Source organism: Pantoea sp. UBA5035, assembly GCF_002415245.1.
Classification (GTDB): Bacteria; Pseudomonadota; Gammaproteobacteria; order Enterobacterales; family Enterobacteriaceae; genus Pantoea; species Pantoea septica.
In genome coordinates this window covers 57,553-81,364 of the sequence record NZ_DICD01000026.1, presented here as the reverse complement: position 1 = coordinate 81,364, position 23,812 = coordinate 57,553, and the positions used below count along the sequence as shown (strand labels likewise).

The 23,812-nt window shown below is 61.3% G+C and carries 23 protein-coding genes; 11 read left to right on the top strand and 12 right to left on the bottom strand.

The genetic code is table 11. The features are described from left to right. Window position 1: 1 nt before the first annotated feature. Entirely contained in the window at window positions 2–2,023 is a 2,022-nt protein-coding gene (uvrB, locus tag B3229_RS16490; RefSeq protein ID WP_033751598.1) for an excinuclease ABC subunit UvrB, read from the bottom strand. An 889-nt stretch (window positions 2,024–2,912) separates the two neighbouring features. Here uvrB and B3229_RS16485 point away from each other — a divergent pair. Then, window positions 2,913–3,635 (top strand): ABC transporter ATP-binding protein, encoded by a 723-nt coding sequence (locus tag B3229_RS16485; protein ID WP_033751601.1) that lies wholly within the window; start codon window positions 2,913–2,915, stop codon window positions 3,633–3,635. 3 nt (window positions 3,636–3,638) lie between these two features. Here B3229_RS16485 and bioD read toward each other — a convergent pair whose 3' ends face one another. The 4 genes from bioD to bioB are packed head-to-tail and all read right to left on the bottom strand — an operon-like array spanning window position 3,639 to window position 7,213. After that, entirely contained in the window at window positions 3,639–4,307 is a 669-nt protein-coding gene (gene bioD / locus B3229_RS16480; protein WP_286872505.1) for a dethiobiotin synthase, read from the bottom strand. Then, window positions 4,304–5,059 (bottom strand): malonyl-ACP O-methyltransferase BioC, encoded by a 756-nt coding sequence (bioC, locus tag B3229_RS16475; RefSeq protein ID WP_048785709.1) that lies wholly within the window; start codon window positions 5,057–5,059, stop codon window positions 4,304–4,306. Before bioC ends, bioD begins: the two co-directional genes overlap by 4 nt. After that, complete coding sequence (gene bioF, locus B3229_RS16470; protein ID WP_286872501.1) at window positions 5,043–6,182, bottom strand: 8-amino-7-oxononanoate synthase; 1,140 nt, start codon at window positions 6,180–6,182, stop codon at window positions 5,043–5,045. Before bioF ends, bioC begins: the two co-directional genes overlap by 17 nt. Then, window positions 6,182–7,213, bottom strand: coding sequence for a biotin synthase BioB (gene bioB / locus B3229_RS16465; protein WP_286872498.1), 1,032 nt, complete (start codon window positions 7,211–7,213; stop codon window positions 6,182–6,184). The genes bioF and bioB overlap by 1 nt, the downstream gene beginning before the upstream one ends. A gap of 87 nt (window positions 7,214–7,300) precedes the next feature. Here bioB and bioA point away from each other — a divergent pair, with 87 nt between their 5' ends. Further along, entirely contained in the window at window positions 7,301–8,593 is a 1,293-nt protein-coding gene (gene bioA, locus B3229_RS16460; protein ID WP_286872496.1) for an adenosylmethionine--8-amino-7-oxononanoate transaminase, read from the top strand. An 86-nt stretch (window positions 8,594–8,679) separates the two neighbouring features. Continuing rightward, the gene (locus B3229_RS16455) at window positions 8,680–9,156 is read left to right on the top strand and encodes a kinase inhibitor (protein ID WP_048785701.1); all 477 of its coding nucleotides are present in this window, start codon (window positions 8,680–8,682) and stop codon (window positions 9,154–9,156) included. A 47-nt stretch (window positions 9,157–9,203) separates the two neighbouring features. Here the strand turns inward: B3229_RS16455 and B3229_RS16450 are convergent, their stop codons facing one another. After that, window positions 9,204–10,136, bottom strand: a complete 933-nt coding sequence (locus B3229_RS16450; RefSeq protein ID WP_286872494.1) for an Rpn family recombination-promoting nuclease/putative transposase — start codon at window positions 10,134–10,136, stop codon at window positions 9,204–9,206. A 135-nt stretch (window positions 10,137–10,271) separates the two neighbouring features. Further along, complete coding sequence (pgl, locus tag B3229_RS16445; protein ID WP_048785700.1) at window positions 10,272–11,270, bottom strand: 6-phosphogluconolactonase; 999 nt, start codon at window positions 11,268–11,270, stop codon at window positions 10,272–10,274. A gap of 158 nt (window positions 11,271–11,428) precedes the next feature. Between pgl and B3229_RS16440 the strand changes: the two genes are divergently transcribed. After that, entirely contained in the window at window positions 11,429–12,247 is an 819-nt protein-coding gene (locus B3229_RS16440; protein ID WP_286872490.1) for a pyridoxal phosphatase, read from the top strand. On the opposite strand, the gene modC is transcribed toward B3229_RS16440, so the two are convergent. From modC to B3229_RS16420, 4 genes are all read right to left on the bottom strand, one after another. Continuing rightward, window positions 12,248–13,306, bottom strand: coding sequence for a molybdenum ABC transporter ATP-binding protein ModC (modC, locus tag B3229_RS16435; protein ID WP_277269719.1), 1,059 nt, complete (start codon window positions 13,304–13,306; stop codon window positions 12,248–12,250). Further along, window positions 13,306–13,995: a molybdate ABC transporter permease subunit gene (gene modB / locus B3229_RS16430; RefSeq protein WP_286872486.1), complete on the bottom strand. Its 690-nt coding sequence runs from the start codon at window positions 13,993–13,995 to the stop codon at window positions 13,306–13,308. Before modB ends, modC begins: the two co-directional genes overlap by 1 nt. Continuing rightward, complete coding sequence (gene modA, locus B3229_RS16425) at window positions 13,992–14,765, bottom strand: molybdate ABC transporter substrate-binding protein (RefSeq protein ID WP_048780985.1); 774 nt, start codon at window positions 14,763–14,765, stop codon at window positions 13,992–13,994. The genes modB and modA overlap by 4 nt, the downstream gene beginning before the upstream one ends. 134 nt (window positions 14,766–14,899) lie before the next feature. Next, window positions 14,900–15,052, bottom strand: a complete 153-nt coding sequence (locus B3229_RS16420; RefSeq protein ID WP_048780984.1) for an AcrZ family multidrug efflux pump-associated protein — start codon at window positions 15,050–15,052, stop codon at window positions 14,900–14,902. A 134-nt stretch (window positions 15,053–15,186) separates the two neighbouring features. Here B3229_RS16420 and modE point away from each other — a divergent pair, with 134 nt between their 5' ends. From modE to gpmA, 6 genes are all read left to right on the top strand, one after another. Then, a complete protein-coding gene (gene modE / locus B3229_RS16415; protein WP_048780983.1) occupies window positions 15,187–15,969 on the top strand; it encodes a molybdenum-dependent transcriptional regulator in 783 nt (260 codons plus the stop codon). Window positions 15,970–16,045: 76 nt separating this feature from the next. Beyond that, complete coding sequence (gene modF / locus B3229_RS16410) at window positions 16,046–17,518, top strand: molybdate ABC transporter ATP-binding protein ModF (protein ID WP_286872482.1); 1,473 nt, start codon at window positions 16,046–16,048, stop codon at window positions 17,516–17,518. A gap of 234 nt (window positions 17,519–17,752) precedes the next feature. Continuing rightward, the gene (galT, locus tag B3229_RS16405) at window positions 17,753–18,802 is read left to right on the top strand and encodes a galactose-1-phosphate uridylyltransferase (protein ID WP_048785351.1); all 1,050 of its coding nucleotides are present in this window, start codon (window positions 17,753–17,755) and stop codon (window positions 18,800–18,802) included. Next, a complete protein-coding gene (galK, locus tag B3229_RS16400; RefSeq protein WP_286872478.1) occupies window positions 18,796–19,941 on the top strand; it encodes a galactokinase in 1,146 nt (381 codons plus the stop codon). Before galT ends, galK begins: the two co-directional genes overlap by 7 nt. Continuing rightward, the gene (gene galM / locus B3229_RS16395; protein WP_286872475.1) at window positions 19,935–20,969 is read left to right on the top strand and encodes a galactose-1-epimerase; all 1,035 of its coding nucleotides are present in this window, start codon (window positions 19,935–19,937) and stop codon (window positions 20,967–20,969) included. The genes galK and galM overlap by 7 nt, the downstream gene beginning before the upstream one ends. Before the next feature lie 160 nt (window positions 20,970–21,129). After that, window positions 21,130–21,882: a 2,3-diphosphoglycerate-dependent phosphoglycerate mutase gene (gene gpmA / locus B3229_RS16390; RefSeq protein ID WP_033751646.1), complete on the top strand. Its 753-nt coding sequence runs from the start codon at window positions 21,130–21,132 to the stop codon at window positions 21,880–21,882. A 232-nt stretch (window positions 21,883–22,114) separates the two neighbouring features. On the opposite strand, the gene aroG is transcribed toward gpmA, so the two are convergent. Beyond that, on the bottom strand, window positions 22,115–23,167 hold the full coding sequence (gene aroG, locus B3229_RS16385; RefSeq protein WP_286872473.1) for a 3-deoxy-7-phosphoheptulonate synthase AroG: 1,053 nt from the start codon (window positions 23,165–23,167) through the stop codon (window positions 22,115–22,117). 288 nt (window positions 23,168–23,455) lie between these two features. Between aroG and B3229_RS16380 the strand changes: the two genes are divergently transcribed. Next, window positions 23,456–23,812, top strand: coding sequence for a YbgS-like family protein (locus tag B3229_RS16380; RefSeq protein WP_048780753.1), 357 nt, complete (start codon window positions 23,456–23,458; stop codon window positions 23,810–23,812).

Genomic DNA, 23,812 nt, shown 5'->3' with positions numbered 1-23,812 from the left:
GCTACGAGGCGGCGATAAAGAGTTCGCGCAGCTGATGCAGCTTGTCGCGCACGTTCGCCGCCTCTTCGAACTCCAGGTTCTGCGCGTGCTGCTGCATCTGCGACTCCAGTTCGTGGATCTTCTTCTGCAGAGCCTGCGGCGTCAGCGCCAGATAGCTGGCATCCGCCTCGGCGGCGCCGCGGCTGCTGGCTTTGGCCTTGCCGCGCGTCTTGATGACGTTCTGACCCAGCTCAAGAATATCGGTGATCTTCTTATTGAGTCCCTGCGGCACAATGCCTCTTTCCTCGTTGTACTTCTGTTGCTTCTCGCGACGGCGTTCGGTCTCTTCGATGGCGCGCGCCATGGAGTTGGTGATCTTGTCGGCGTAGAGGATCGCCTTGCCGTTAACGTTACGCGCCGCACGTCCGATGGTCTGGATCAGCGAGCGTTCAGAGCGCAGGAAGCCCTCTTTATCCGCATCGAGGATCGCCACCAGCGATACTTCCGGCATATCCAGCCCTTCGCGCAGCAGGTTGATCCCCACCAGCACGTCGAACTCGCCAAGACGCAGATCGCGGATGATCTCCATACGCTCGACGGTATCGATATCTGAGTGCAGATAGCGCACCTTCTCGCCGTGCTCTTCGAGATACTCGGTGAGATCTTCCGCCATACGCTTGGTCAGCGTCGTCACCAGCACGCGCTCGTTGATGGTGACGCGTTTGCGGATCTCCGACAGCAGATCGTCTACCTGAGTCGCCACCGGACGCACCTCCAGCAGCGGATCGAGCAGACCGGTCGGACGCACCACCTGATCGATCACCTCGCCGCCCGATTTCTCCAGTTCGTAGTTGCCTGGCGTCGCCGAAACGTAGATGGTCTGCGGCGCCAGCGCCTCAAACTCTTCGAATTTCATTGGACGGTTATCGAGCGCGGACGGCAGGCGGAAGCCATATTCCACCAGCGTCTCTTTACGCGCGCGGTCGCCCTTATACATCCCGCCGATTTGCGGAATGGTGACGTGCGATTCATCGACGATCAGCAGACCGTCGGCGGGCAGGTAGTCGAACAGCGTCGGCGGCGGCTGGCCCGGCCCGCGCCCGGAGAGATAGCGCGAGTAGTTTTCGATGCCCGAGCAGTAGCCCAGCTCGTTCATCATCTCCAGATCGAACTGGGTGCGCTGCGTCAGTCGCTGCTCTTCCAGCAGCTTATTGTTCTCCAGCAGCACCCGGCGACGATCCGCCAGCTCGACTTTGATATCTTCCATCGCCTGCACGATACGTTCGCGCGGCGTCACGTAGTGCGTTTTGGGATAGATGGTAAAGCGCGGCACGGTAGAGAGGATCTGGCCGGTAAGCGGATCGAACAGCGACAGCCGCTCGACCTCTTCGTCGAACAGCTCGACGCGCAGCGCGGTATCTTCCGACTCCGCCGGGAAGATATCGATCACTTCGCCGCGCACGCGGAAGGTGCCGCGCTGGAACGCCTGATCGTTGCGCGCATACTGCAGCTCCGCCAGGCGGCGCAGAATGCTGCGCTGGTCGATAATCATGCCGCGCGTCAGGTGCAGCATCATTTTCAGATAGAGATCGGGATCGCCCAGGCCGTAAATAGCGGAAACCGACGCCACGACGATAACGTCGCGACGCTCCAGCAGCGCTTTGGTGGCCGAAAGCCGCATCTGCTCGATATGTTCGTTTACCGAAGCGTCTTTTTCGATAAAGGTGTCAGAGCTCGGCACATAGGCTTCGGGCTGGTAGTAGTCGTAATAGGAGACGAAAAACTCCACCGCGTTGTCGGGGAAGAACTCTTTCATCTCGCCGTAAAGCTGCGCCGCCAGGGTTTTGTTCGGCGCCAGCACCATCGCAGGCCGGTTGAGATCGGCGATCACGTTGGCGACGGTAAAGGTTTTGCCGGAGCCGGTTACGCCGAGCAGCGTCTGATGGGCCAGACCATCCTCCAGCCCCTCTTTGAGGCGACGAATCGCTTCTGGCTGGTCGCCGGAGGGCTGGAAGGCGGAATTTAGTTTAAAGACTTTACTCATGAGATGCGGTTCCTGCTGAAGAATGCGGCGGCTAGCCGAGTCATTTTACTCTGCCGTGGCGATTTTGCCAGAAAATAATACTGGATAAATCACCAGTAACGCGGCACAGTGAGACGCTGGCGCGGCACAACGTCTTGCTGGCTGTAACAACGCCACAACATTTTCGCTGTTGCGCAAGGTTATCCCCAGCCGGAGCGGATTTATAACATTTGTCAAGAGACCGTCATTAAATTTCAGCTCTGTTACGCAGCGGAAAATCCTCAGGCTTGTTTTTTATTAACTACCTGTTTTTTAAATAAATAAGGTAAAAGCCCAGTTTCTCAGCATTATGTAACCAGGCCGCGTATTTCCTCGCTTGCGCTCTGTTTTCACTGTCTAATGCACAAGGTTATCCACAGGAATGGTGGATAACTAAAGGCAGCCCTTTCGCCATCGGCTGTGCATAATTTTTTGTCCTTAAGCTGCCCGCGTGAAAAAAAATTTTTTCCGCTTAAATTCCTGCCGGAAACGTGGCGGTTAACTATGCTTTTTCAGCCCGACGCTGAATTTTCGTCCAGCCGCGACCGCCTTTAAGACCAGTTAAATTCAACAAGCTGCCGTGCCGCAGCCCCGTTGCACCAGAAACGTCAACTCATCAGCACCGTGAAAGTGCAGCACCCTGATTACCCGCGGCAATTGTTAAGCATTTTTCATCTTTTACAGGCTAATTGCGCCCTGCCAACGCTTCCCGGCCTGCAAAGCGATTCTGGCCCGGTAATTGCAGCGTTTAGCGGGAGGGTTGAGGAAAGTAAGGCATGGCGACATTCGCGCTACCGCCACCGTTGAAGACTTGTTTGCCAGACGTCAAAGAGCGGAAGCATTCAGGCAAGATCTGTAAGAGGAGAGTCAGATGCTGAGTTTACGTTCGGTGAATCAGTTTTACGGACAGAACCACATCCTGTGGGATGTGGATCTCGACCTGCCGCCCGGTACCTGCACCGGCGTGCTGGGCCGTCCGGGCATGGGCAAAACCACGCTGGTGAACTGCATTATGGGTCGCCTGCCGATTAACAGCGGGTCGATGACCTGGCAGGAAGATGGCTCGCCGCCGCGCGATCTGCTGCTGCAGCCGGCCGAACAGCGCGCGCGCATGGGGATCGGCTATGTGCCGCAGGGCCGCCATATCTTCTCGCAGATGAGCGTAGAGGATAACCTGTTGATCGCTCTGCTGGCGGGCAGCGGTCAGAGCGACAAACCGCACGTCATCCCCGAGATGGTGTTCGACCTGTTTCCGGCGCTCTATTCGCTGCGGCAGCAGCGCAGCGGCGAACTGCCCATAGACCAGCAGCAGCAGCTGGCGCTGGCGCGCGCGCTGGTGCTGCGGCCCAGATTGCTGATCCTCGACGAGCCGACCGACGGCATGTCGCCCTGGCTGGAAGAGGAGATGGGCAACCTGATCCGCCGACTGAATCTCGATTACGGCCTGACCGTGCTGCTGCTGGAGCAGCGCGTCTCGCTGATCCGCCGCGTCGCCGACTACTTTTTGCTGCTGCACCGCGGACGCAACGTCGCGCAGGGGCGCGTGGCGCAGCTGGACGATCTCACCGTCAATAAGTGGCTGACGGTGAGCTAAACACTAGCGGGGCAGCGTGATAAAGCGTCCGCAGTCCGCCTGCGCCGCCGCATTGGGCAGCCAGGGAATTTCGCCGAGAAACGGCGCGGGAATGCGCTGTTTCAGCGTCGCCATATAGGCCTGATGGCGCTTGCCCGGCGGCTCGATATCGTTGGCTATCCAGCCCGCCAGCCGCAGGCCGCGCGCCTGCACCGCATCGGCGGTCAGCATGGCGTGGTTGATGCAGCCCAGTTTGACCCCGACCACCAGGATCACTGGAAGCTGCTCCTGCGCAACCCAGTCAGCGTAGGTCTGCGTCTCCGACAGCGGCGTGTACCAGCCGCCTGCGCCCTCTACCAGCACCCACTCCGCCTGCGCCTCCAGCGCGCGTAGCCCCTGCGACAACACCTCGAAAGCGATTGGCCTGCCCTCTTCCGCGCTGACGATATGCGGCGCCGTCGGCTCGATAAACGCGAGCGGATTAACCTGCTCATAGCGCAGCGCCAGGCTGCTGTAGCGCTGCAGCGCCAGCGCGTCGCCGTTGCGCACGCCTTCCGGCGTGACGTCGCAGCCGGAGGCGACCGGCTTATAGCCGGCGGTGCGATAGCCCGCCGCGCCCGCCGCCTGCAGCAGCGCGCCGCTGGCGACGGTTTTGCCCACCTCGGTATCGGTGCCGGTAATAAACCATTTCATCGTTGCGTGACTCCAAAAAGCAGTTGATAAGTCAGACGGCAGCCCTGCGCATCGCGCGGCCACTGCGCCTCAAGCTGCGCCAGCCGCTGCCGCGTCAGCGACGCGCCGTCCCGGCCCTGGTGCAGATGGGTGGCGCCGATGCCCTTCAGCGATCGCATTGCGCTCAGGGCGTTGGGAAAATGCATCACCTGCGTCTGACGGATAAAGCGAAGGTTGAGCCCGGCGCCCGCCGCGCGCACCTGCTCCTCGGTTAAAAAGCGATTGGCGTGCTCGCCAGGCCCCAGCGACCGCCAGGCGGCGTGCACCTCCTGCAGCGAGCCGGCCAGCAGCGTCGAGAAGAGCATGACGCCGTCGGGGCGCAGCACGCGGGCGAACTGTTGCAGCGCGGTGCGCAAGTCGCTGCTCCACTGCACCGCCAGATTGCTCCAGACGCAATCGACGCTCTGGCTCGCCAGCGGCAAGGCGTCGATGTCGCCCGCCAGATAGCCGCTCGCCGCGTCGAGGCTGCGCGCCTGCCGCAGCATCTGCGGCGAAAGATCGAGCGCCACGACGCGCTGCCCGCGCTGTTGCCAGAGGCGGCTGTACCAGCCGGTGCCGCAGCCCGCATCGAGCAGATCGCCATCGGCCAGAGGCGGCGCCAGCGCCAGCAGCGCGTCGCCGCAGCGGCGCTGCAGCTCGGCGTGCTGTTCATAGTGGCCCGCCGCGCGGCCAAACGCGCGCGCCACCGCCGCTTTGTTAACCCGCAGCGTCATGCAGCGCCTCCAGCAGTGCGTCAATATCATCCGCCCGGTGAGCGGCGGTCAGAGTGATGCGCAGCCGCGCGGTGCCGGGCGGTACCGTCGGCGGCCGGATGGCGCTGACCCAGCAGCCCGCCTGCGCCAGCCGCTGCGACAGCGCCAGCGCAGCGCCGTTTTCGCCGACGATCAGCGGCTGGATTGCGCTTTCCGAGGGCATCAGCGCCCAGGGCAAGCCCGCCGCGCCGCGGCGGAAGCGCTGAATATTGTCACTAAGCCGCTGACGCAGCGCGTCCCCGCCCTGAATCTCATGCAGCGCCGCCAGCAGCGCGCTCGCCTGGGCGGGCGGCATCGCCGTCGAGTAGATAAGGTGGCGCGAGAACTGCAGGAAATAGTCGGCGGTCGCGTCGTCGCACAGCAGCGCCGCGCCGCTGACGCCAAAGGCTTTGCCAAAAGTCACCACCAGCAGCTCCGGCTTCACGCCCTGCCGCCAGCAGCTGCCGCGCCCCTGCTCGCCCAACACGCCGATGCCGTGGGCGTCATCCACCAGCAGCCAGCCGTCGGCGCGGCGGGCGGCGGCGGCGATCGCCCCCAGCGGCGCACTGTCGCCGTCCATGCTGAAAATCCCTTCGGTGATCACCAGGGTTTCGCCATCGCACGGCGACGCCAGCCGCTGCGTCAGGCTCTCGACATCGTTATGGTGAAAGCGGCGCAGCGTGGCGGGCGTATGGCCCGCCGCATCGAGCAGCGAGGCGTGCGCCAGCTTATCGGCGATAATGCGATCCTGCTTCTGCGCCAGCAGATGTACGATCGCCTGATTGGCGGCGAAGCCGGAGATAAACAGCAGCGCGCGCGAATAGCCGAGCCAGTCGGCGAGCTGCGCCTCCAGCTCCGCGTGGCGGCCGCTATAGCCCGTAACGTGTCCCGACGCGCCGGCACCCGGCGCGTCCTGACGCCAGCCGGCGATCACCGCCGGATGCTGGCTCAGGCCGAGATAGTCGTTGCTGGAGAAGTGACGGTACGTCTTTCCCTCTACCTGCAGCGTGCGGGTATCGTTGCGCGCCACCAGTCGGCGCTGCCGCCAGCCGTCAGCGGCGCGGCGCATCTCCAGCGCCTGCGCCATACGCGTGGAGAAGCTCATTACAGCGCCGCGTTGTAGAACTGTTCGGTGTCGGCGTGGAACAGCTGCTCGCTCAGCTGCTGCTGCTGTTCGTTATCGCCGTGCGCGGTGTGAGTATGTTCAGGATTGAGGCCCAGCTTACGGAACAGCAGCAGGTCTTTATCCTCTTCCGGGTTGGGCGTGGTGAGCAGCTTGCAGCCGTAGAAAATCGAGTTGGCGCCCGCCATAAAGCACATCGCCTGGGTCTGCTCGCTCATCTGTTCGCGGCCCGCCGAGAGACGCACGTGCGAGGTCGGCATCATGATGCGCGCCACGGCGATGGTGCGAATAAAGTCGAACGGCTCGACGTCGTCGTTGTCCGCCAGCGGTGTGCCCTTAACCTTCACCAGCATATTGATCGGCACGCTCTCCGGCGGCGTCGGCAGGTTCGCCAGCTGCACCAGCAGCCCGGCGCGATCGCTTACGGTTTCGCCCAGCCCGACGATGCCGCCCGAGCAGACTTTGATACCGGCATCGCGCACTTTGCCAAGCGTATCCAGCCGCTCCTGATAGGAGCGCGTGGTGATGATGCTGCCGTAAAATTCCGGCGAGGTGTCGAGGTTGTGGTTGTAAAAATCGAGCCCGGCGCCCGCCAGACGCTGCGCCTGCTGGTCGCTTAACGTGCCGAGCGTCATGCAGGTTTCCATGCCCAGCGCCTTCACGCCCTGCACCATCTGCTCAAGGTAAGGCATATCGCGATCGTTGGGGTTTTTCCACGCCGCCCCCATGCAGAAACGGCTCGAGCCCGCCGCTTTCGCTTTGCGCGCCGACGCCAGCACCTCCTGCACCTCCATCAGCCGTTCGGACTCCAGCCCGGTTTTATAGCGGGCGCTTTGCGGGCAGTATTTGCAGTCCTCCGGGCAGGCGCCGGTTTTGATCGACAGCAGCGTGCTGACCTGAACCTGACGCGGGTCGAAATGCTGGCGGTGAACCTGCTGCGCCTCAAACATCAGCTCAAGAAAAGGTTTATCAAACAGCGCCTGCGCCTGCGCCAGAGTCCAGTGTTGTGCCATTGCCTACTCCAAAAAAAGGGTGTCATCCCGACAGTTAACGTGGTTATACTTGTAAACTAAATCTTTTTATTTTGGTTTACAACTACCATGTTTACCCCTCAGGACGCTGAATTCGACCGCCAGCACATCTGGCATCCCTATACCTCGATGCGCGATCCGCTGCCCTGCTACCCGGTAGTCGCGGCACAAGGCACGCAACTGCAGCTGGCGGACGGCCGCGAACTGGTGGACGGCATGTCCTCCTGGTGGGCGGCGATCCACGGCTACAACCATCCCCGGCTTAACAGGGCGATGCAGGAGCAGATGGCGCAGATGTCCCATGTGATGTTCGGCGGTATTACGCATCCTGCGGCGGTCGCGCTCTGCCGCCAGCTGGTGGCGATGACGCCCGCCGCGCTGGAGTGCGTGTTCCTCGCCGATTCCGGCTCGGTTGCGGTAGAAGTGGCGATGAAGATGGCGATGCAGTACTGGCTCGGGCGCGGCGAAACGCGCCAGCAGTTTCTTACGCTACAGCGCGGCTATCACGGCGACACCTTTGCGGCGATGTCGGTATGCGATCCCGATAACTCGATGCACAGCCTGTGGCGCGGCTATCTGCCAGAACACCACTTCGCCGCCGCGCCGCAGTGCCGCTTTGACGATATCTGGGACGAGCGCGACGCGGATGACTTTGTCCGTTTGATCGAACTGCATCACGCCAGGCTAGCGGCGGTGATACTCGAGCCGATCGTTCAGGGCGCGGGCGGCATGCGCTTCTATCATCCGCGCTATCTGCAGCGGGTGCGCGAGTGCTGCGATCGCTATGATGTGCTGCTGATCGCCGACGAGATCGCCACCGGCTTCGGCCGCAGCGGCAAGCTTTTCGCCTGCGAGCATGCAGAGGTGACGCCCGATATTCTCTGCGTCGGCAAGGCGCTGACCGGCGGTATGATGACGCTGGCGGCGACCCTCGCCACGCGCCGCGTCGCCGACGGCATCAGCGACAGTCCGGCGGGCTGTTTTATGCACGGGCCGACCTTTATGGGCAATCCGCTGGCGTGCGCCGTGGCCGCAGAGAGCCTCGCGTTGCTTAACGAAGGCCGCTGGCCGCAGCAGGTCGCGCGCATTGAACGGCAGCTGCGCGATGAGCTGATGCCGCTGCGCGCCGCGCCGCAGGTGGCGGATGTGCGCGTGCTGGGCGCTATCGGCGTGGTTGAGACGCTACGTCCGGTGAATATGGCCGCGCTGCAGCGCTTTTTCGTCGAGCGCGGCGTCTGGATCCGTCCGTTTGGCCGTCTGATCTATCTGATGCCGCCCTATATCATTACGCCGCACGCGCTACGCCAGCTGACCGAAGCGATTGCCGAGGCGCTGACGCATGAGGCGCACTTTAGCGCCTGATTGTCGCTAACGGCTGGAACCGCCTGCTTTTTTCGCTAAGATGGAAGACGTTGATACTGAAGGTTTATCACAACCGAGGAGAGAAGATGCGCGTTTACAGCAATGATTTTAACGACGGCGACAAGATGCCGGAGCGCCAGGTGTTTAACGGCATGGGCTATCAGGGCGACAATATTTCCCCGCACCTGGCGTGGGACGATGCGCCGGAAGGCACCAAAAGCTTCGTCGTGACCTGTTACGATCCCGACGCGCCGACCGGTTCCGGCTGGTGGCACTGGGTGGTGGTGAATATTCCCGCCAGCACCCAGCTGCTGGAGCAAGGCGCCGGTTCCGGCCTGGCGATGCTGCCGCCGGGAGCGCTGCAGACGCGCACCGATTTCGGTAAAGCCGGCTACGGCGGCGCGGCGCCGCCGCAGGGCGAAAGCCATCGCTATATTTTTACCGTGCATGCGCTGGATGTTGAGGCGATCGAGGTGGACGCCGAGGCGAGCGGCGCGATGGTCGGGTTTAACGTGCATTTTCATGCGCTGGCGAGCGCCAGCATTACGGTGAACTATTCGTAACGGCGTCTGAAGGCGGCGCGCAATAAGCGGCGCCGCTGCGCCAGCGATTAGTGAGGGAGTTGCGCCAGCTCCGTCTCACTCAGGCCGGTCGCTTCCTGTACCGACTCGCTGGGCATGCCCATCTCCAGCAGGCGTCGAGCGACTTCGAGTTTGCCCTCGTTGCGGCCTTCCTGACGGCCAAGCTGAATACCTTTTTCAAGGCCTTTTTCAAGGCCTTCCTGTTTAAGCTGTTCTGCAATGGTCATCAATTCGTCCCCCTGTTGCGGCATCCGCTGTGCCAGTTCGCGAACAAAGGCTTTGGCGTCTGAGGTTTCGCCAGCCTGAAGAATATAGTGTACCAGCGATATTAACTGCGATGAAGAGAGATAACCGGCCAGCAGGATAGACGCCAGCTTGTCCAGCATCTCGGTTAAATCGCGCTGATGAATGTGCTTTTGCAGCAGCGTCAGGGCAGCCATGGTGCGATGACCGGCAATCTCTTCGTCAGGAATGACGGTGACGTCCACCAGTGGAAACGCGGCACCGTAGAGCCTCGCCGCCAGTGCCGGATCGCTGAACTCATCCAGCCAGCAGGTTGACCAGGGATAGGGGCTGCGCTTGCCTACGTAGAAGAGCACGGGTATCACCAGCGGCAATTTTTTATGACCGGCATCCAGATGGCGCTGCATAGCGGCTACCGCATAGCGCAGCAGCCTGAATGCCATATGTTTATCCGGCGTGGACTGGTGCTCAATCAGGACATGAACATAGCTGTCATCGCCAGCGGTGGTTTTCAGGCTGTAGAGCACGTCACTGAAATACTGACGCAGGTCGTCCTCGACAAAAGAGCCCGACTCCAGCTTTAGCGTGCTGAGATCGCAGACGGCGCGTAGTTCGGGCGGAAGGTGGATTAACATAAAATCGCGGGCGATTTCTGGCTGGGTGAGAAACTGCCGGAACGCAGCATCGTGCGGGGTGGAGGTGCGGTTTTTCTTCTTCATCGTTCCTGACTCCGAAAAAAACAATCCGCCTATCCTGTCACAGCCAGAAAATCTCGATATTGATCTTACAGCGGCGTACTGCCACCTCGTTAAAGACGCGCGGCGCAGCGTGGCCGCTGCGCCTGAGCTATCTTCTTAATCGAGCGGGTGGATCACCACCCACATCGGTCCCTGGCCCACCGCATAGCGCGCCAGCGGAGTCAGCAATCCCTGCGGCTCGCTGATGCGGTACACTTCGATATGGTGCGATTTCTGACCTGCCGCCACCAGATAACGACCGCTGTGATCGATATTGAAGCCGCGCGGCTGCGTTTCCGTCGGCTGGTAGCCCTCGATAGAGAGCAAGCCGCCATCTTCGCTGACGCTGAACACCGTAATGGTGCTGCTGGTTCGATCGCAGGCGTAAAGGAAGCGGCCGTTGGGGGTCAGGTGAATATCCGCCGCCCAGCGCGTTTCGTTAAAGCCCGGCGGCATCATGTCCAGCGACTGCACGCGCTCAACTTCGCCGCGCGCGTTGCTCAGCGCCCAGACGTCGACGGTGCTGTCGAGTTCGTTGACGCAGTAGGCGTAGTTGCCGTTAGGATGAAACGCCATATGACGCGGGCCCGCGCCCTCTACCGTGGTGACCTGCGCCTGCTCGCGCGGCGCCAGCGTGCCGTCGGCGCTCAGGGAGTAAAGGCAGATGCGATCCTGCTTCAGCGCCGGAACGAACAGCGTCTGGTTGGCGTTGTCGATATTGGCGGAGTGGCAGCCGTCCAGCTCGCGGATCACCTGTGACGGCGCCTGCGGCAGGCCGTCATCGCCAATCGGGCTGACGCTGACGCAGGCGTCGTTATAGGAGCCGCAAAACAGAAAGTTGCCGGCGCGATCGGTGGAAATATGGGTCGGACTGCCCGGCAGCGGCGCTTCGCCCGCTTCGCTCAGGGTGCCGTCGGCGGCAATGCGGAACGCCAGCACGCGAAAGTTCGGGCGCACGCCGACATAGAGAAAATCTTTCTTCGGGCTGACCACCATCGGCTGAACCTGGCCGGAGACGTCCGTCACCTGCAACAGCGAAAGTGCGCCCTCTTCATCTAACCGCCACGCGTGGATCTGCTGGCTCTCGGGACTGGCGGTATAAACGACTTGTTTCATGCATTCTCCTTGTTCGCAGCCTGTCAGTTTGTGTCTGTGGCTCACTGTAGCCTGTTTTGCCACGGTGCGCCGGAATCATTTGTGCCCTGCTTTTTGTCTCAGGCCCGCGCCCGGGTGTAGACTCGGTGCCTCTTTAATCCTTTCACACGGAATAAGCCATGAGCTATCGCGTAATCGCCCTCGACCTTGACGGCACCCTGCTGACGCCCGCGAAAACCATTCTGCCCCAGTCTATCGAGGCGCTGAAGCGCGCCCGTCAGGCTGGCGTCAAGGTGGCTATCGTCACCGGCCGTCACCACTGCGCCATCCACCCTTTTTATCAGGCGCTGGAACTCGATACACCCGCAATCTGCTGCAACGGCACCTATTTGTATGATTATCAGGCGAAAAAGGTGCTGGCTGCTGACCCGCTGGATAAGGATCAGGCGCTGCGCGTGATTGAGATGCTAGATGAGCACCAGATTCACGGCCTGCTCTACGTCGACGATGCGATGCTCTATCAGACGCCGACCGGCCACGTCATACGCACCCTGAAATGGGCGGAATCGCTGCCGCCGCATCAGCGTCCGCTGTTTGTTCAGGTGCCGGACCTGGCGCAGGCGGCGCGCGACGCGCAGGCGATCTGGAAGTTCGCGCTTTCCCATGAAAACACGGCTGAACTGCAGCAGTTTGCGACGCTTGTGGAAACGGAGCTGGGACTGGCGTGCGAATGGTCGTGGCACGATCAGGTGGATATCGCGCAGCGCGGCAACAGCAAAGGCAAGCGGCTGGCGGAGTGGGTCGCCTCGCTGGGCTTCTCCATGCAGGAGGTCATCGCATTCGGCGACAACTATAACGATCTCAGCATGCTGGAAGCCGTCGGGCTGGGCGTGGCGATGGGCAACGCCGACGAGGCGATCAAGGCGCGCGCGAAGCAGGTGATCGGCACCAATCTTGAGCCGGGCATCGCCGAGGTGATCGCGCAGCAGCTGCTGTAATCAGGCGGCGACCGAGACGCTTTTAATCTGGGCATAGAGCCACTGATCCGGCCGAATGCCCAGCTCATCCCGCGCCCAGGGCGAAATGCGCGCCCAGAGTTCGCTGACGCCGATGCGCAGGCGAACCTCAACCTGATCGCCCACTTCCAGCAGCTCCACCACCTGCGCCGGCAGGATATTGCGTATCGAGCTGAGCTGCGGCGGCTGTAGCGCCAGCGAGACGTCCGCCGAGGCGATACGGATGCGCAGCGGGGTTTTCACCGGATAGTTAACCCGGCTCACCCAGATATGCTGGTCGCCGAGCGACAGCGCGCTCATTGGATAGTCGGGATGATGCTCCAGCACCTGCACGCGCAGCACGCTGGTCAGTTCGCTCACCGGCAGCCAGGGCCGCATTGCGCTGCTGCTCCAGACCTTCTCCAGCGGGCCGAACGCCCTGACGCCGCCGCGATCGAGCACCAGCACGTTTTCCGCCAGCTGCAAAATTTCATCGAGACTGTGGGTAACGTAGAGCACTGGGATCTCGACCTGTTTCGCCAGCTTCTGCAGATAGGGCATCAGCTCGCGCTTGCGCGGCAGATCGAGCGAGGCGAGCGGCTCGTCCATCAGCAGAATATCGGGCGCGCTCAGCAGCGCGCGGCCAATGGCGACGCGCTGCTTTTCACCGCCGGAAAGCGACAGCGGAAAGCGATCCAGCAGGCTTTCCAGCCCCAGCAGCGCCACCAGCGCGTCGAACTGCCCTTTCATCGCGGGCGACATGCCGTAGCGCAGATTGCCGCGTACGCGATAGTGCGGAAACAGCCGCGCATCCTGAAACACATAGCCGACGCGGCGTTTTTCCGGCGGCAGCATCACGCCCTTCTCAACGTCGAGCAGCACACGGCCGTTAAGCGCAATCGTACCGCGCTGCGGCTGCGTCAGCCCGCTGATGGCGTTGATCAGCGACGTCTTGCCTGCGCCGGAAACGCCGAAAACCGCGGTAATCCCCTTCGCCGGGATCTGCGCGTCGATATCGAGCTGGTGATCGCCCAGCCGCTGCGAAAAGTTCAGCGTCAGCATCAGGCGCCCATCCTTTTACGGTCCCAGCGCGCCAGCCATTCGGAGACCAGCAGCGAGAGCAGCGCCAGCGCGATGGCGATAATGCACAGCCGCGCCGCTGCGCCCTCTGCGCCTGGCGTTTCAATCAGGGTAAACATCGCCAGCGGCAGCGTGCGCGTCTCCTGCGGAATATTGGAGACGAAAGTAATAGTCGCGCCGAACTCGCCCAGCGAGCGGGCGAAGGCCAGCACGGTGCCGACGATAATGCCGGGCAGCGTCAGCGGCAGCGTGATGGTGAAAAAGACGCGCCAGCGCCCGGCGCCGAGCGTACGCGCCGCCTGCTCCAGCCGCATATCCACCGCCTCCAGCGCCAGCCGGATGGCGCGCACCATCAGCGGAAAGGCGATCACCGCGGAGGCGAGCGCCGCGCCGCGCCAGCTAAAGGCGAAGCTAAAGCCGAACCAGTCGTAGAGATACTGGCCAATCACGCCGCGTCGGCCCAGGCCGATCAGCAGCAGATAGCCTACCACCACCGGCGGCAACACCAGCGGCAGATGAATAAGGCTGTCGAGCAGCGATTTGCCTGGAAACTGGCAGCGCACCAGAATCCAGGCGGTAAGGATGCCAAACGGCAGGCTGAACAGCACCGCGATGCTGGAGACTTTCAGGCTAAGCACCACCGCCTGCCATTCGTGATCGCTGAGTATCATGCTTTCGGGGAGAATCCGTACTGTTTAAACACCGCGGCCGCTTCCGGCCCTTTCAGGTAGTCATAAAACGCCTTCACCGCAGCGTTGTTATGCGCTTTTACTATCGCCATCGGATATTCCACCGGCTTATGGCTGGCGGCCGGAAAAGTGCCGACAACCTGCACTTTGTCGCTGGCTACCGCGTCTGACCCGTAGACGATGCCGTAAGGCGTCTCATTGCGCTCGACCAGCGCCAGCGCGGCGCGCACGTTATTGGCGCGCGCCAGCGACGGCGAAACCTGCTCCCAGGCGCCCAGCTTTTGCAACGCTTCCTGCGCATAGATGCCGGCAGGTACATGATCGGGATCGCCGACCGCCAGACGCTCGCCTTTCAACAGGCTTTTCCAGTCGGTCTGTTGATTCAGCGTAACAGGCTTCGCGCTGTCGCCGCGCGGCGCCACCAGCACCAGTTCGTTGCCGAGCAGGGTCACGCGCGTGGCGTCCTCCATGCTCTTTTTCGCTACGGCGTCATCCATCCACTGCTGGTCCGCTGAGATAAAAAGATCGGCTGGCGCGCCCTGCTCAATCTGACGCGCCAGCGTAGAAGAAGAGGCGAAAGACGACACCACCTCTACGTCGGTTTTCTTTTTATACTGCGTCGCAATCTCCTGCAGCGCGTTGGTCAACGACGCGGCGGCGAAAACGGTGACTTTCTCAGCGGCGGCCGCCTGACCGGCCAGCGTGACGCTCAGCGCGGCGGCAAGGCCCCAGCGATACGATCGGAATGACATGGGTATTCTCCAGTTATGCGTTGTGTAGGCAATGATACAACGCGCGCAGGACAGCGTAATAAAAATTATCGGCAGGAAGCGGAGAAGGTTGAGCAGGCGCAATAAAAACGCCCGCTCAGGCGGGCGTCGGAGAATTAACGGTTAGAGCGTGAAGCGTGTTCGCGGCGGCCAAATTTCGAGATGACGTTGAACACCTCGCCCAGACCATAAATCAGGCCCAGCATAATCGCCATCACCACCGGCACCATAATCACCGCTACAGCAAGGCTTTTTAACAGTTCCAGCATGGAAGTCTCACTCAGCAAAGCAAAAAAGTGATTGTAACGTCTGAGGAAAAAATCGCACTGCCCTTTTCGTGCTTTTACTTTTTACGCCGCTCACCGCTATGATCGTTGCATTCACACGTTCTGGAGACGCCACTATGCAGGCTGAACTTTCCCTGTCCATCCGGCTGCAGCAGAAGCTGTTCGCCGATCCGCGCCGTATAGCGCTACTGAAACGCATCCGCGAAACCGGCTCTATCAGCCAGGGCGCGAAGCTGGCGGGCATCAGCTACAAAAGCGCCTGGGACGCCATCAATGAGATGAATCAGCTGGCTGACGAGACTCTCGTAGAGCGCGTTACCGGCGGCAAAGGCGGCGGCGGCGCACAGCTGACACGCTACGGCGAGCGGCTTATCCAGCTGTTCCATCTGCTGGAGCAGATTCAGCAAAAAGCGTTCGACGCGCTGCAAAACGACGCGGTGCCGCTCGACAGTCTGCTGGCGACTATCGCGCGTTTTTCCCTGCAGACCAGCGCGCGCAACCAGCTGTTCGGCACGGTGGTGGCCCATGACGATCGGCAGGTGGTGCAGCATCTTCAGGTGCGGCTGGCCGATGGCGTCACCCAGCTTAACGTGGCGCTGACCGAGCGCAGCGTGGCGCGCCTGCAGCTCGAGGCGGGCAAAGAGGTGCTGGTGCTGATCAAGGCGCCATGGATTCAGGTCAGCCGCGAGGCGTCGCAGGCGGATAACCAGCTGAGCGTACAGGTGAGCCAGATTGAACCCGGCGAGCAGATGAGCGAAGTGCTGATGACGCTGCCGAGCGGCGAAACGCTCTGCGCCACCCTCTCTAACCAGCAGGTGCAGCAGCAGAATCTGCAGCCGGGCGACGCCGTTACGGCAAGTTTTAACGCCGAACACGCGATTATCGCTACGCTGCTCTGACCTGCGCGCCATGATTTGACTTCCCTGACGGCACTGGGTACAACCCGGTATTACAGTGCATAAAATGGAACATATCATGGCATTATTGCAAATTTCGCAAGGCACGTTTCGTCTCAGCGACACCCGATTACTGAACCTGAACGATCTGCGACTGACGGGCGGCCAGAGCTGGGCCTTCGTCGGCGCCAACGGCAGCGGCAAATCGTCGCTGGCGCGCGCGCTGGCAGGCGAGCTGGCGCCGGAAAAAGGCGCGTTCGCCAGCCGGTTCGCGCGCCCGACGCGCCTGTCGCTGGAACAGCTGCAAAAGCTGGTCGCCGACGAATGGGAACGCAACAACACCGATCTGCTGAGCGAAGGCGAAACCGATACCGGCCGCACCGCGCTGGAGATTATCCAGGATGAGGTGCAGGACGAGGCGCGCGCGCAGGCGCTGGCGGAGCGGTTCGCCATCGGCTACCTGCTCGATCGGCGCTTTAAATACCTCTCAACCGGCGAGACGCGCAAGGTGCTGCTCTGCCAGGCGCTGATGAAACAGCCCGATCTGCTGATCCTCGACGAGCCTTTCGACGGCCTCGACGTCGCCTCGCGCGCCAGCCTGACGGAGACGCTGGCGAACCTGCAGCAGCCCGACGTCGCGCTGGTGCTGGTGCTTAATCGCTTTGACGACATCCCCGATTTTATTCAGCAGGTCGGCGTGCTGGCGGAGTGCACCCTGACTCACGTCGGCGCGCGCGATGCGATCCTGGCGGAGGCGCTGGTGGCGCAGCTGGCGCACAGCGAACGGCTGGAGGGCATGGCCCTGCCGGAGCCGGATGCGCCCGACCAGCTGCCGCCGCTGGCGCAGGGTACGCCGCGCGTCATCCTGCGCAACGGCATGGTCTGTTACAACGACAAAGCGGTGATCAACGGGCTGAACTGGCAGGTCAACGCCGGCGAACACTGGCAGATCGTCGGGCCTAACGGCGCCGGAAAATCGACGCTGCTGAGCCTGGTGACCGGCGATCATCCTCAGGGCTACAGCAACGATCTCTGGCTGTTCGGCATTAAACGCGGCAGCGGCGAAACCATCTGGGATATCAAACAGCATATCGGCTACGTCAGCAGCAGCCTGCATCTGGAGTATCGCGTCAGCGTCAACGTGCGCACCGTGATCCTCTCCGGTTTCTTCGACTCCATCGGCCTCTATCAGGCGGCGTCGGAGCGGCAGAAGGCGCTGGCGCGGCAGTGGCTGGCGCTGCTCGGCATGGATAACGCGCTGGCCGACGCGCCGTTCCATAGCCTCTCCTGGGGCCAGCAGCGGCTAGTGCTGATCGCCCGCGCGCTGGTGAAGCATCCGGCGCTGCTGATCCTTGACGAACCGCTGCAGGGGCTGGATCCCATCAATCGCCAGCTGGTGCGCCGCTTCGTCGATATTCTCATCGGCGAAGGCCGCACCCAGCTGCTGTTCGTTTCTCACCACGCGGAAGACGCGCCGCGCTGCATCACCCATCGGCTCAGCTTTGTGCCTGCCGCCGATGGCTACGCTTATCAGCAAGAAAGTCTGCAATAACTCCCGCGACGCCGCTCTGCGGCGTTCGCTTACTTACGCCGGCCCTACCCATGTAACCGCTACCATTGCTTTGCCCTTTTCACCTCTATATTCGCAATCAAAAGGCTTTGAATAAGAATTTTCAGCTTGTGTAAACGATTCCATTTATCCAGACTTGATCACGCTTTACCGGGCGCTGATGTGCTACTTTTTAACCCTGCCTGTCTGGCTTTTTGACGTTAACCAGGACTCAACATGGAAAAATTTAACCCGGTCGATCATCCGCATCGCCGTTACAATCCGCTGATCGATCAGTGGATCCTCGTTTCGCCCCACCGTGCCAAACGTCCCTGGCAGGGCGCGCAGGAAACCCCTTCGCAAGAGAAGCTGCCGGCGCACGATCCCGACTGTTTCCTCTGCGCGGGCAACACGCGCGTCACCGGCGACAAAAACCCTGATTATAAAGGCACTTACGTTTTTACTAACGATTTCGCCGCGCTGATGACCGATACGCCGGAAGCGCCGGAGAGCAGCGACGTGCTGATGCGCTGCGAAAGCGCGCGCGGCACCAGCCGGGTGATCTGCTTCTCGCCCGACCACAGCAAAACGCTGCCGGAGATGTCGCTGCCCGCGCTGGAAGAGGTGGTAAAAACCTGGCAGGCGCAGACCGCCGATCTCGGCCAGCACTATCCCTGGGTGCAGGTTTTTGAAAACAAGGGCGCGGCGATGGGCTGCTCCAATCCCCATCCGCACGGCCAGGTATGGGCCAACAGTTTCCTGCCTAACGAAGCGCAGCGCGAAGATGAGCATCAGCGCGCCTACTATGCCGCGCACGGCTCGCCGATGCTGGTGGACTACGCCGCGCGCGAGCTGAGCGACGGCAGCCGCACCGTGGTCGAGACCGAACACTGGCTGGCGGTAGTGCCCTGGTGGGCGGCCTGGCCGTTCGAGACGCTGCTGCTGCCGAAAGCCCATATCAAACGCCTCAACGATCTCTCGCCGGAACAGAGCGCAGATCTGGCGAAGGCGCTTAAGCAGCTTACCAGCCGCTACGACAACCTGTTTCAGTGCTCTTTCCCCTACTCCATGGGCTGGCACGGCGCGCCGTTCAACGGCGAAGAAAACGATCACTGGCAGCTGCACGCGCACTTCTACCCGCCGCTGCTGCGCTCGGCTACGGTTCGCAAATTTATGGTCGGCTACGAAATGCTGGCTGAAACCCAACGCGATTTAACGGCGGAACAGGCGGCAGAACGTCTGCGCGCCGTTAGCGATATTCATTTCCGCGAGGCACAACAATGTTAAAAACCACCACGCAGCAGATTTTCAACGACACCTTCGGCTATGCCCCGACCCACACCATTCAGGCGCCGGGCCGCGTGAACCTGATCGGCGAACATACTGACTACAACGACGGCTTCGTGCTGCCGTGCGCCATCGACTACCAGACCGTGATCGCCTGCGCGAAGCGCGACGATCGTCAGGTGCGCGTCGTGGCGGTGGATTACGATAACCAGCAGGACAGCTTCTCGCTCGACGCGCCGATCCTCAGCGTTAAAGAGCCGATGTGGGCCAACTACGTGCGCGGCGTGGTGAAACACCTGCAGCAGCGCGACGCCAGCTTCGGCGGCGTCGACATGGTGATTGCCGGCGATGTGCCGCAGGGCGCGGGCCTCAGCTCGTCGGCGTCGCTGGAAGTGGCGGTCGGCACCGTATTTCAGCAGCTCTATCACCTGAAGCTCGACGGCGCGGCCATCGCCGTCAACGGTCAGGAGGCGGAGAACCAGTTCGTGGGCTGCAATTGCGGCATCATGGACCAGCTCATCTCCGCGCTGGGCAAGAAAGATCACGCCATGCTGCTCGACTGCCGCACCCTCGGCACCCGCCCGGTCTCAATGCCGAAAGATGTCGCGGTGGTGATCATCAACTCCAACTTCCGCCGCAATCTGGTGGGCAGCGAATACAACACCCGCCGCGAGCAGTGCGAGACCGGCGCGCGATTCTTCGCTCAGCCGGCGCTGCGCGACGTGGATATCGATCAGTTCAAAGCGGTGGAGCATGAGCTGGACCCGCAGGTGGCAAAGCGCGTGCGTCACGTGCTGACGGAGAACGCCCGTACTCTGGAGGCGGCCGACGCGCTGAGCAAGGGCGACCTGAAACGCATGGGCGAGCTGATGGCGGAATCGCACGCCTCAATGCGCGATGACTTCGAAATCACCGTGCCGCCGATCGACGCGCTGGTCGAGATCGTTAAGGCGGAGATTGGCGATCGCGGCGGCGTGCGCATGACCGGCGGCGGCTTCGGCGGCTGCGTGGTGGCGCTTATGCCGTTCGATCTGGTGGATCGGGTGAAGGCGGCGGTGGCGGAACAGTACGAGGCGAAAACCGGCATCAAAGAGACCTTTTACGTTTGTACCGCCTCAGAAGGAGCGGGCCAATGCTAAGCGACGTGAATTCACACGCGCCAGACGGTCAGCCCTGGCGCATTACCGTGCTGCGCAACGCCAGCGGCATGGTGGCGACTTTTATGGACTGGGGCGCCACCTGGCTGTCGGCGCGGGTGCCGATGCGCGACGGCAGCGTGCGCGAAACACTGCTCGGCTGCGCCACGCCGTCCGACTATCTGCATCAGGACGCCTATCTCGGTGCCACTATCGGACGCTACGCCAACCGCATCAGCCAGGCGACGCTGACGCAGCAGGCTATTCAGCTTGCGGCGAACCAGGGCGAGCACCAGCTGCACGGCGGGCCACAGGGCTTTGACAAGCGCCGCTGGCAGATCGTCAGCCAGAGCGAGAACAGCGTGGTTTACCGCCTGGACTCGCCGGACGGCGATCAGGGCTATCCCGGCAACCTGCTGGCGCAGGTGCGCTATGAGCTGGACGACGACAACTGCCTGTCGATCAGCTATCAGGCAGAGGTCGATCGCCCCTGCCCGGTCAATCTGACTAACCACGCCTACTTTAATCTTGATGCGCATCATGGCGACGCGCGCCAGCATCGCTTACAACTGCTGGCCGAACAGTATCTGCCTGTCGACAGCGAGGGTATTCCCAACGCGCCGCTGAAAGCGGTGGCGGGCACCAGCTTCGATTTTCGCGCGGGCAAGATTGTGGCGCAGGATTTTCTCGCCGATGCCGATCAGCAGGCCGTGAAGGGTTACGATCACGCCTTTCTGCTCGATAGCGCCGGCGACACCAGCCAGCCTGCCGCGCATCTCTGGTCTGCCGACGGCGAACTGCAGCTGACCGTGACCACTGCCGCGCCCGCGCTGCAGTTCTATACCGGCAACTATCTGGCGGGAACGCGCGCGCGCGAACAGGAAAGCTATACTGCTTTCCAGGGCATTGCGCTGGAGAGCGAATTTTTACCCGATTCGCCGAATCATCCTGAGTGGCCTCAGCCCTCATGCTGGCTGCAGCCGGGCGAGCGCTGGGAGTCGGTGACGCGCTATCGCTTCACGCCGCGCTGAACCGCCTGAAAAACGCGCAGTGCGTTGCCGACAGGCTTACACCCTGCGCCGTTTTCCGCTATGGTATGGCGCTATCCATGTGCCGCCGGGCGCGCGCGTCGGGTTGGTTGCAGCAAGGTTTCCATTATCGTAGAAACATCAAAGAGTTAAGGAGTTAACTATGGCCGTAACTAAGCTGGTTCTGGTCCGCCACGGCGAAAGTCAGTGGAACCAGGAAAACCGCTTCACCGGATGGTATGACGTGGATCTTTCTGATAAAGGTCGCACCGAAGCCAAAGCAGCCGGTCAGCTGCTGAAAAAAGAAGGTTTCGTCTTTGATTTCGCTTACACCTCCGTGCTGAAACGCGCCATTCACACTCTGTGGAATGTTCTTGATGAGCTGGATCAGGCCTGGCTGCCGGTAGAGAAATCCTGGCGTCTGAACGAGCGTCACTACGGTGCGCTGCAGGGTCTGGATAAAGCGGAAACCGCGGCCAAATATGGCGACGATCAGGTGAAACAGTGGCGTCGCGGCTTCGCGGTTACGCCGCCGGAGCTGGATCGCAACGACGAGCGTTTCCCTGGCCACGACCCGCGCTATGCGAAGCTGAGCGCTGAGCAGCTGCCGACCACCGAGAGCCTGGCGCTGACCATCGATCGCGTTATCCCTTACTGGAACGAGAGCATTCTGCCGCGCATCAAGAGCGGCGAGAAAGTGATTATCGCGGCGCACGGCAACTCGCTGCGCGCGCTGGTGAAATACCTCGACAACATGAGCGAAGATGAGATCCTCGAGCTGAACATCCCGACCGGCGTGCCGCTGGTGTATGAGTTCGACGAGAATTTCAAACCGATCAAACACTACTATCTGGGTGATGCCGACGAGATCGCAGCGAAAGCCGCCGCCGTCGCTAACCAGGGTAAAGCAAAGTAAGCGTCAGCTGAAATGTAAAAAGGCCAGACAATGTCTGGCCTTTTTTTATGGCTGCGAATTGAATGTTGAACACTATAAAGGCGCACGGCATTCAAAACGCGGCAAGCATGGACCGAAGAGCAAAGCGTCCCGCGCCAGGGATGGCGCGGGCCGAGCGAGCATGGATGCCTTGAGCGACTTTGCGATCGGTCCATGCTTGCCACGTCAGCACCTTACTGTCCTTCGCTTTTAATCAGCCGCGACGCTGCTTCACCGCCGCAGCCAGCTGGCGCAGCACCTTGTCGGTGTCAGACCAGCCGATGCAGGCGTCGGTGATGCTCTTGCCGTAGACCAGCGGCTCGCCGCTCTCCAGGCTCTGGTTGCCCTCGACCAGATGGCTCTCGATCATCACGCCGATAATGCCGCGCTCGCCGCCAGAAATCTGCGCCGATACGTCATCCGCCACCTCGAGCTGCTTCTGATACTGCTTGCTGCTGTTGGCGTGGCTGAAGTCAATCATCACCTGCGGCGGCAGACCCGCCTTCTCCAGCCCGGTTTTCACCGCGCTAACGTGCTGCGCGCTGTAGTTCGGCTCTTTGCCGCCGCGCAGAATAATATGGCAGTCCGCATTGCCGCTGGTTTCGACAATCGCCGAATGACCATACTTGGTCACCGACAGGAAACAGTGCGGCGAACCGGCGGCGTTAATGGCGTCGATCGCCACCTTGATGGTGCCGTCGGTGCCGTTCTTGAAGCCGACCGGACAGGAGAGCCCTGACGCCAGCTCGCGATGCACCTGCGACTCGGTGGTGCGCGCGCCGATAGCGCCCCAGCTCATCAGGTCCGCCACATACTGCGGCGTGATCATATCGAGAAACTCGCCCGCCGCCGGCAGGCCGCTGTCGTTGATCTCCAGCAGCAGCTGGCGCGCCAGGCGCAGGCCGTCGTTCAGCTGGAAGCTGCCGTCCATATAGGGATCGTTGATCAGCCCTTTCCAGCCGACGGTGGTGCGCGGCTTTTCAAAATAGACGCGCATCACCACTTCCAGCTCGCCTTTCAGCTCGTCGCGCAGCTTCAGCAGGCGCGAAGCGTACTCTTTCGCCGCCTGCGGATCGTGAATCGAACAGGGACCGATTACCACCAGCAGGCGATCGTCTTCGCCCTGCAAAATTTGATGGATAGCGTCGCGTGCGCGAGCAACGGTGCGCGCGGCATTATCGGTAGCGGGAAACTTTTCCAGCAGCGCAACGGGAGGCAGCAGCTCTTTAATATCTCGAATACGTAAATCGTCATTCTGGTAATTCATAAATCATTCCATTTATTCCTGGCCCAACGCGCGTCGGGCACAACCCGACCAATTTATCCCGTTGCGCCCGGAGTGTAAATTCAGCGCGCGTCTTAAATGCATGCGTGAGATTTGCATTTATAGGGTTCTCAACTAGGCTTTTACATGTAAGCACTGAGGAACGCTTCGCTTACATTATTTATCCCTTCCGGACGACCTTTGGGTGAAATTAAATTTCGCCGGAACCTCTTTGCGTCAAACTGCACCATCGGGTTCAAAACAGCAGCTATCATTGATTACAGGAGCATAATGATGAATAAGTTTGCAATTATCTTTCTGACGGCAGCAATGACTTTAGGCAGCGGCGCGGCAATGGCCGACAATAACGGCACGGCTAACCAGGCGGCTGAAGCAGGCGCGGCAGCGGGCGGCGCGAAACAGAATCTGCCGCCGAATAACGTCGATAACAGCAAAATCAATAATACCGACACCAACACCAATCCTGCGGCTAACGGCGGCACCACCAGCGGCAGCAATATGTCCGCCAATGAGATGGACCAGAATAGCCAGTGTAAAGACGGCAAATGTCCCGATATTAACAGCAAGGTGCAAACCAAAGAGGGCGGCGGCAAAGTCGACCGCAAAACTGACGGCACCTCGCAGTAA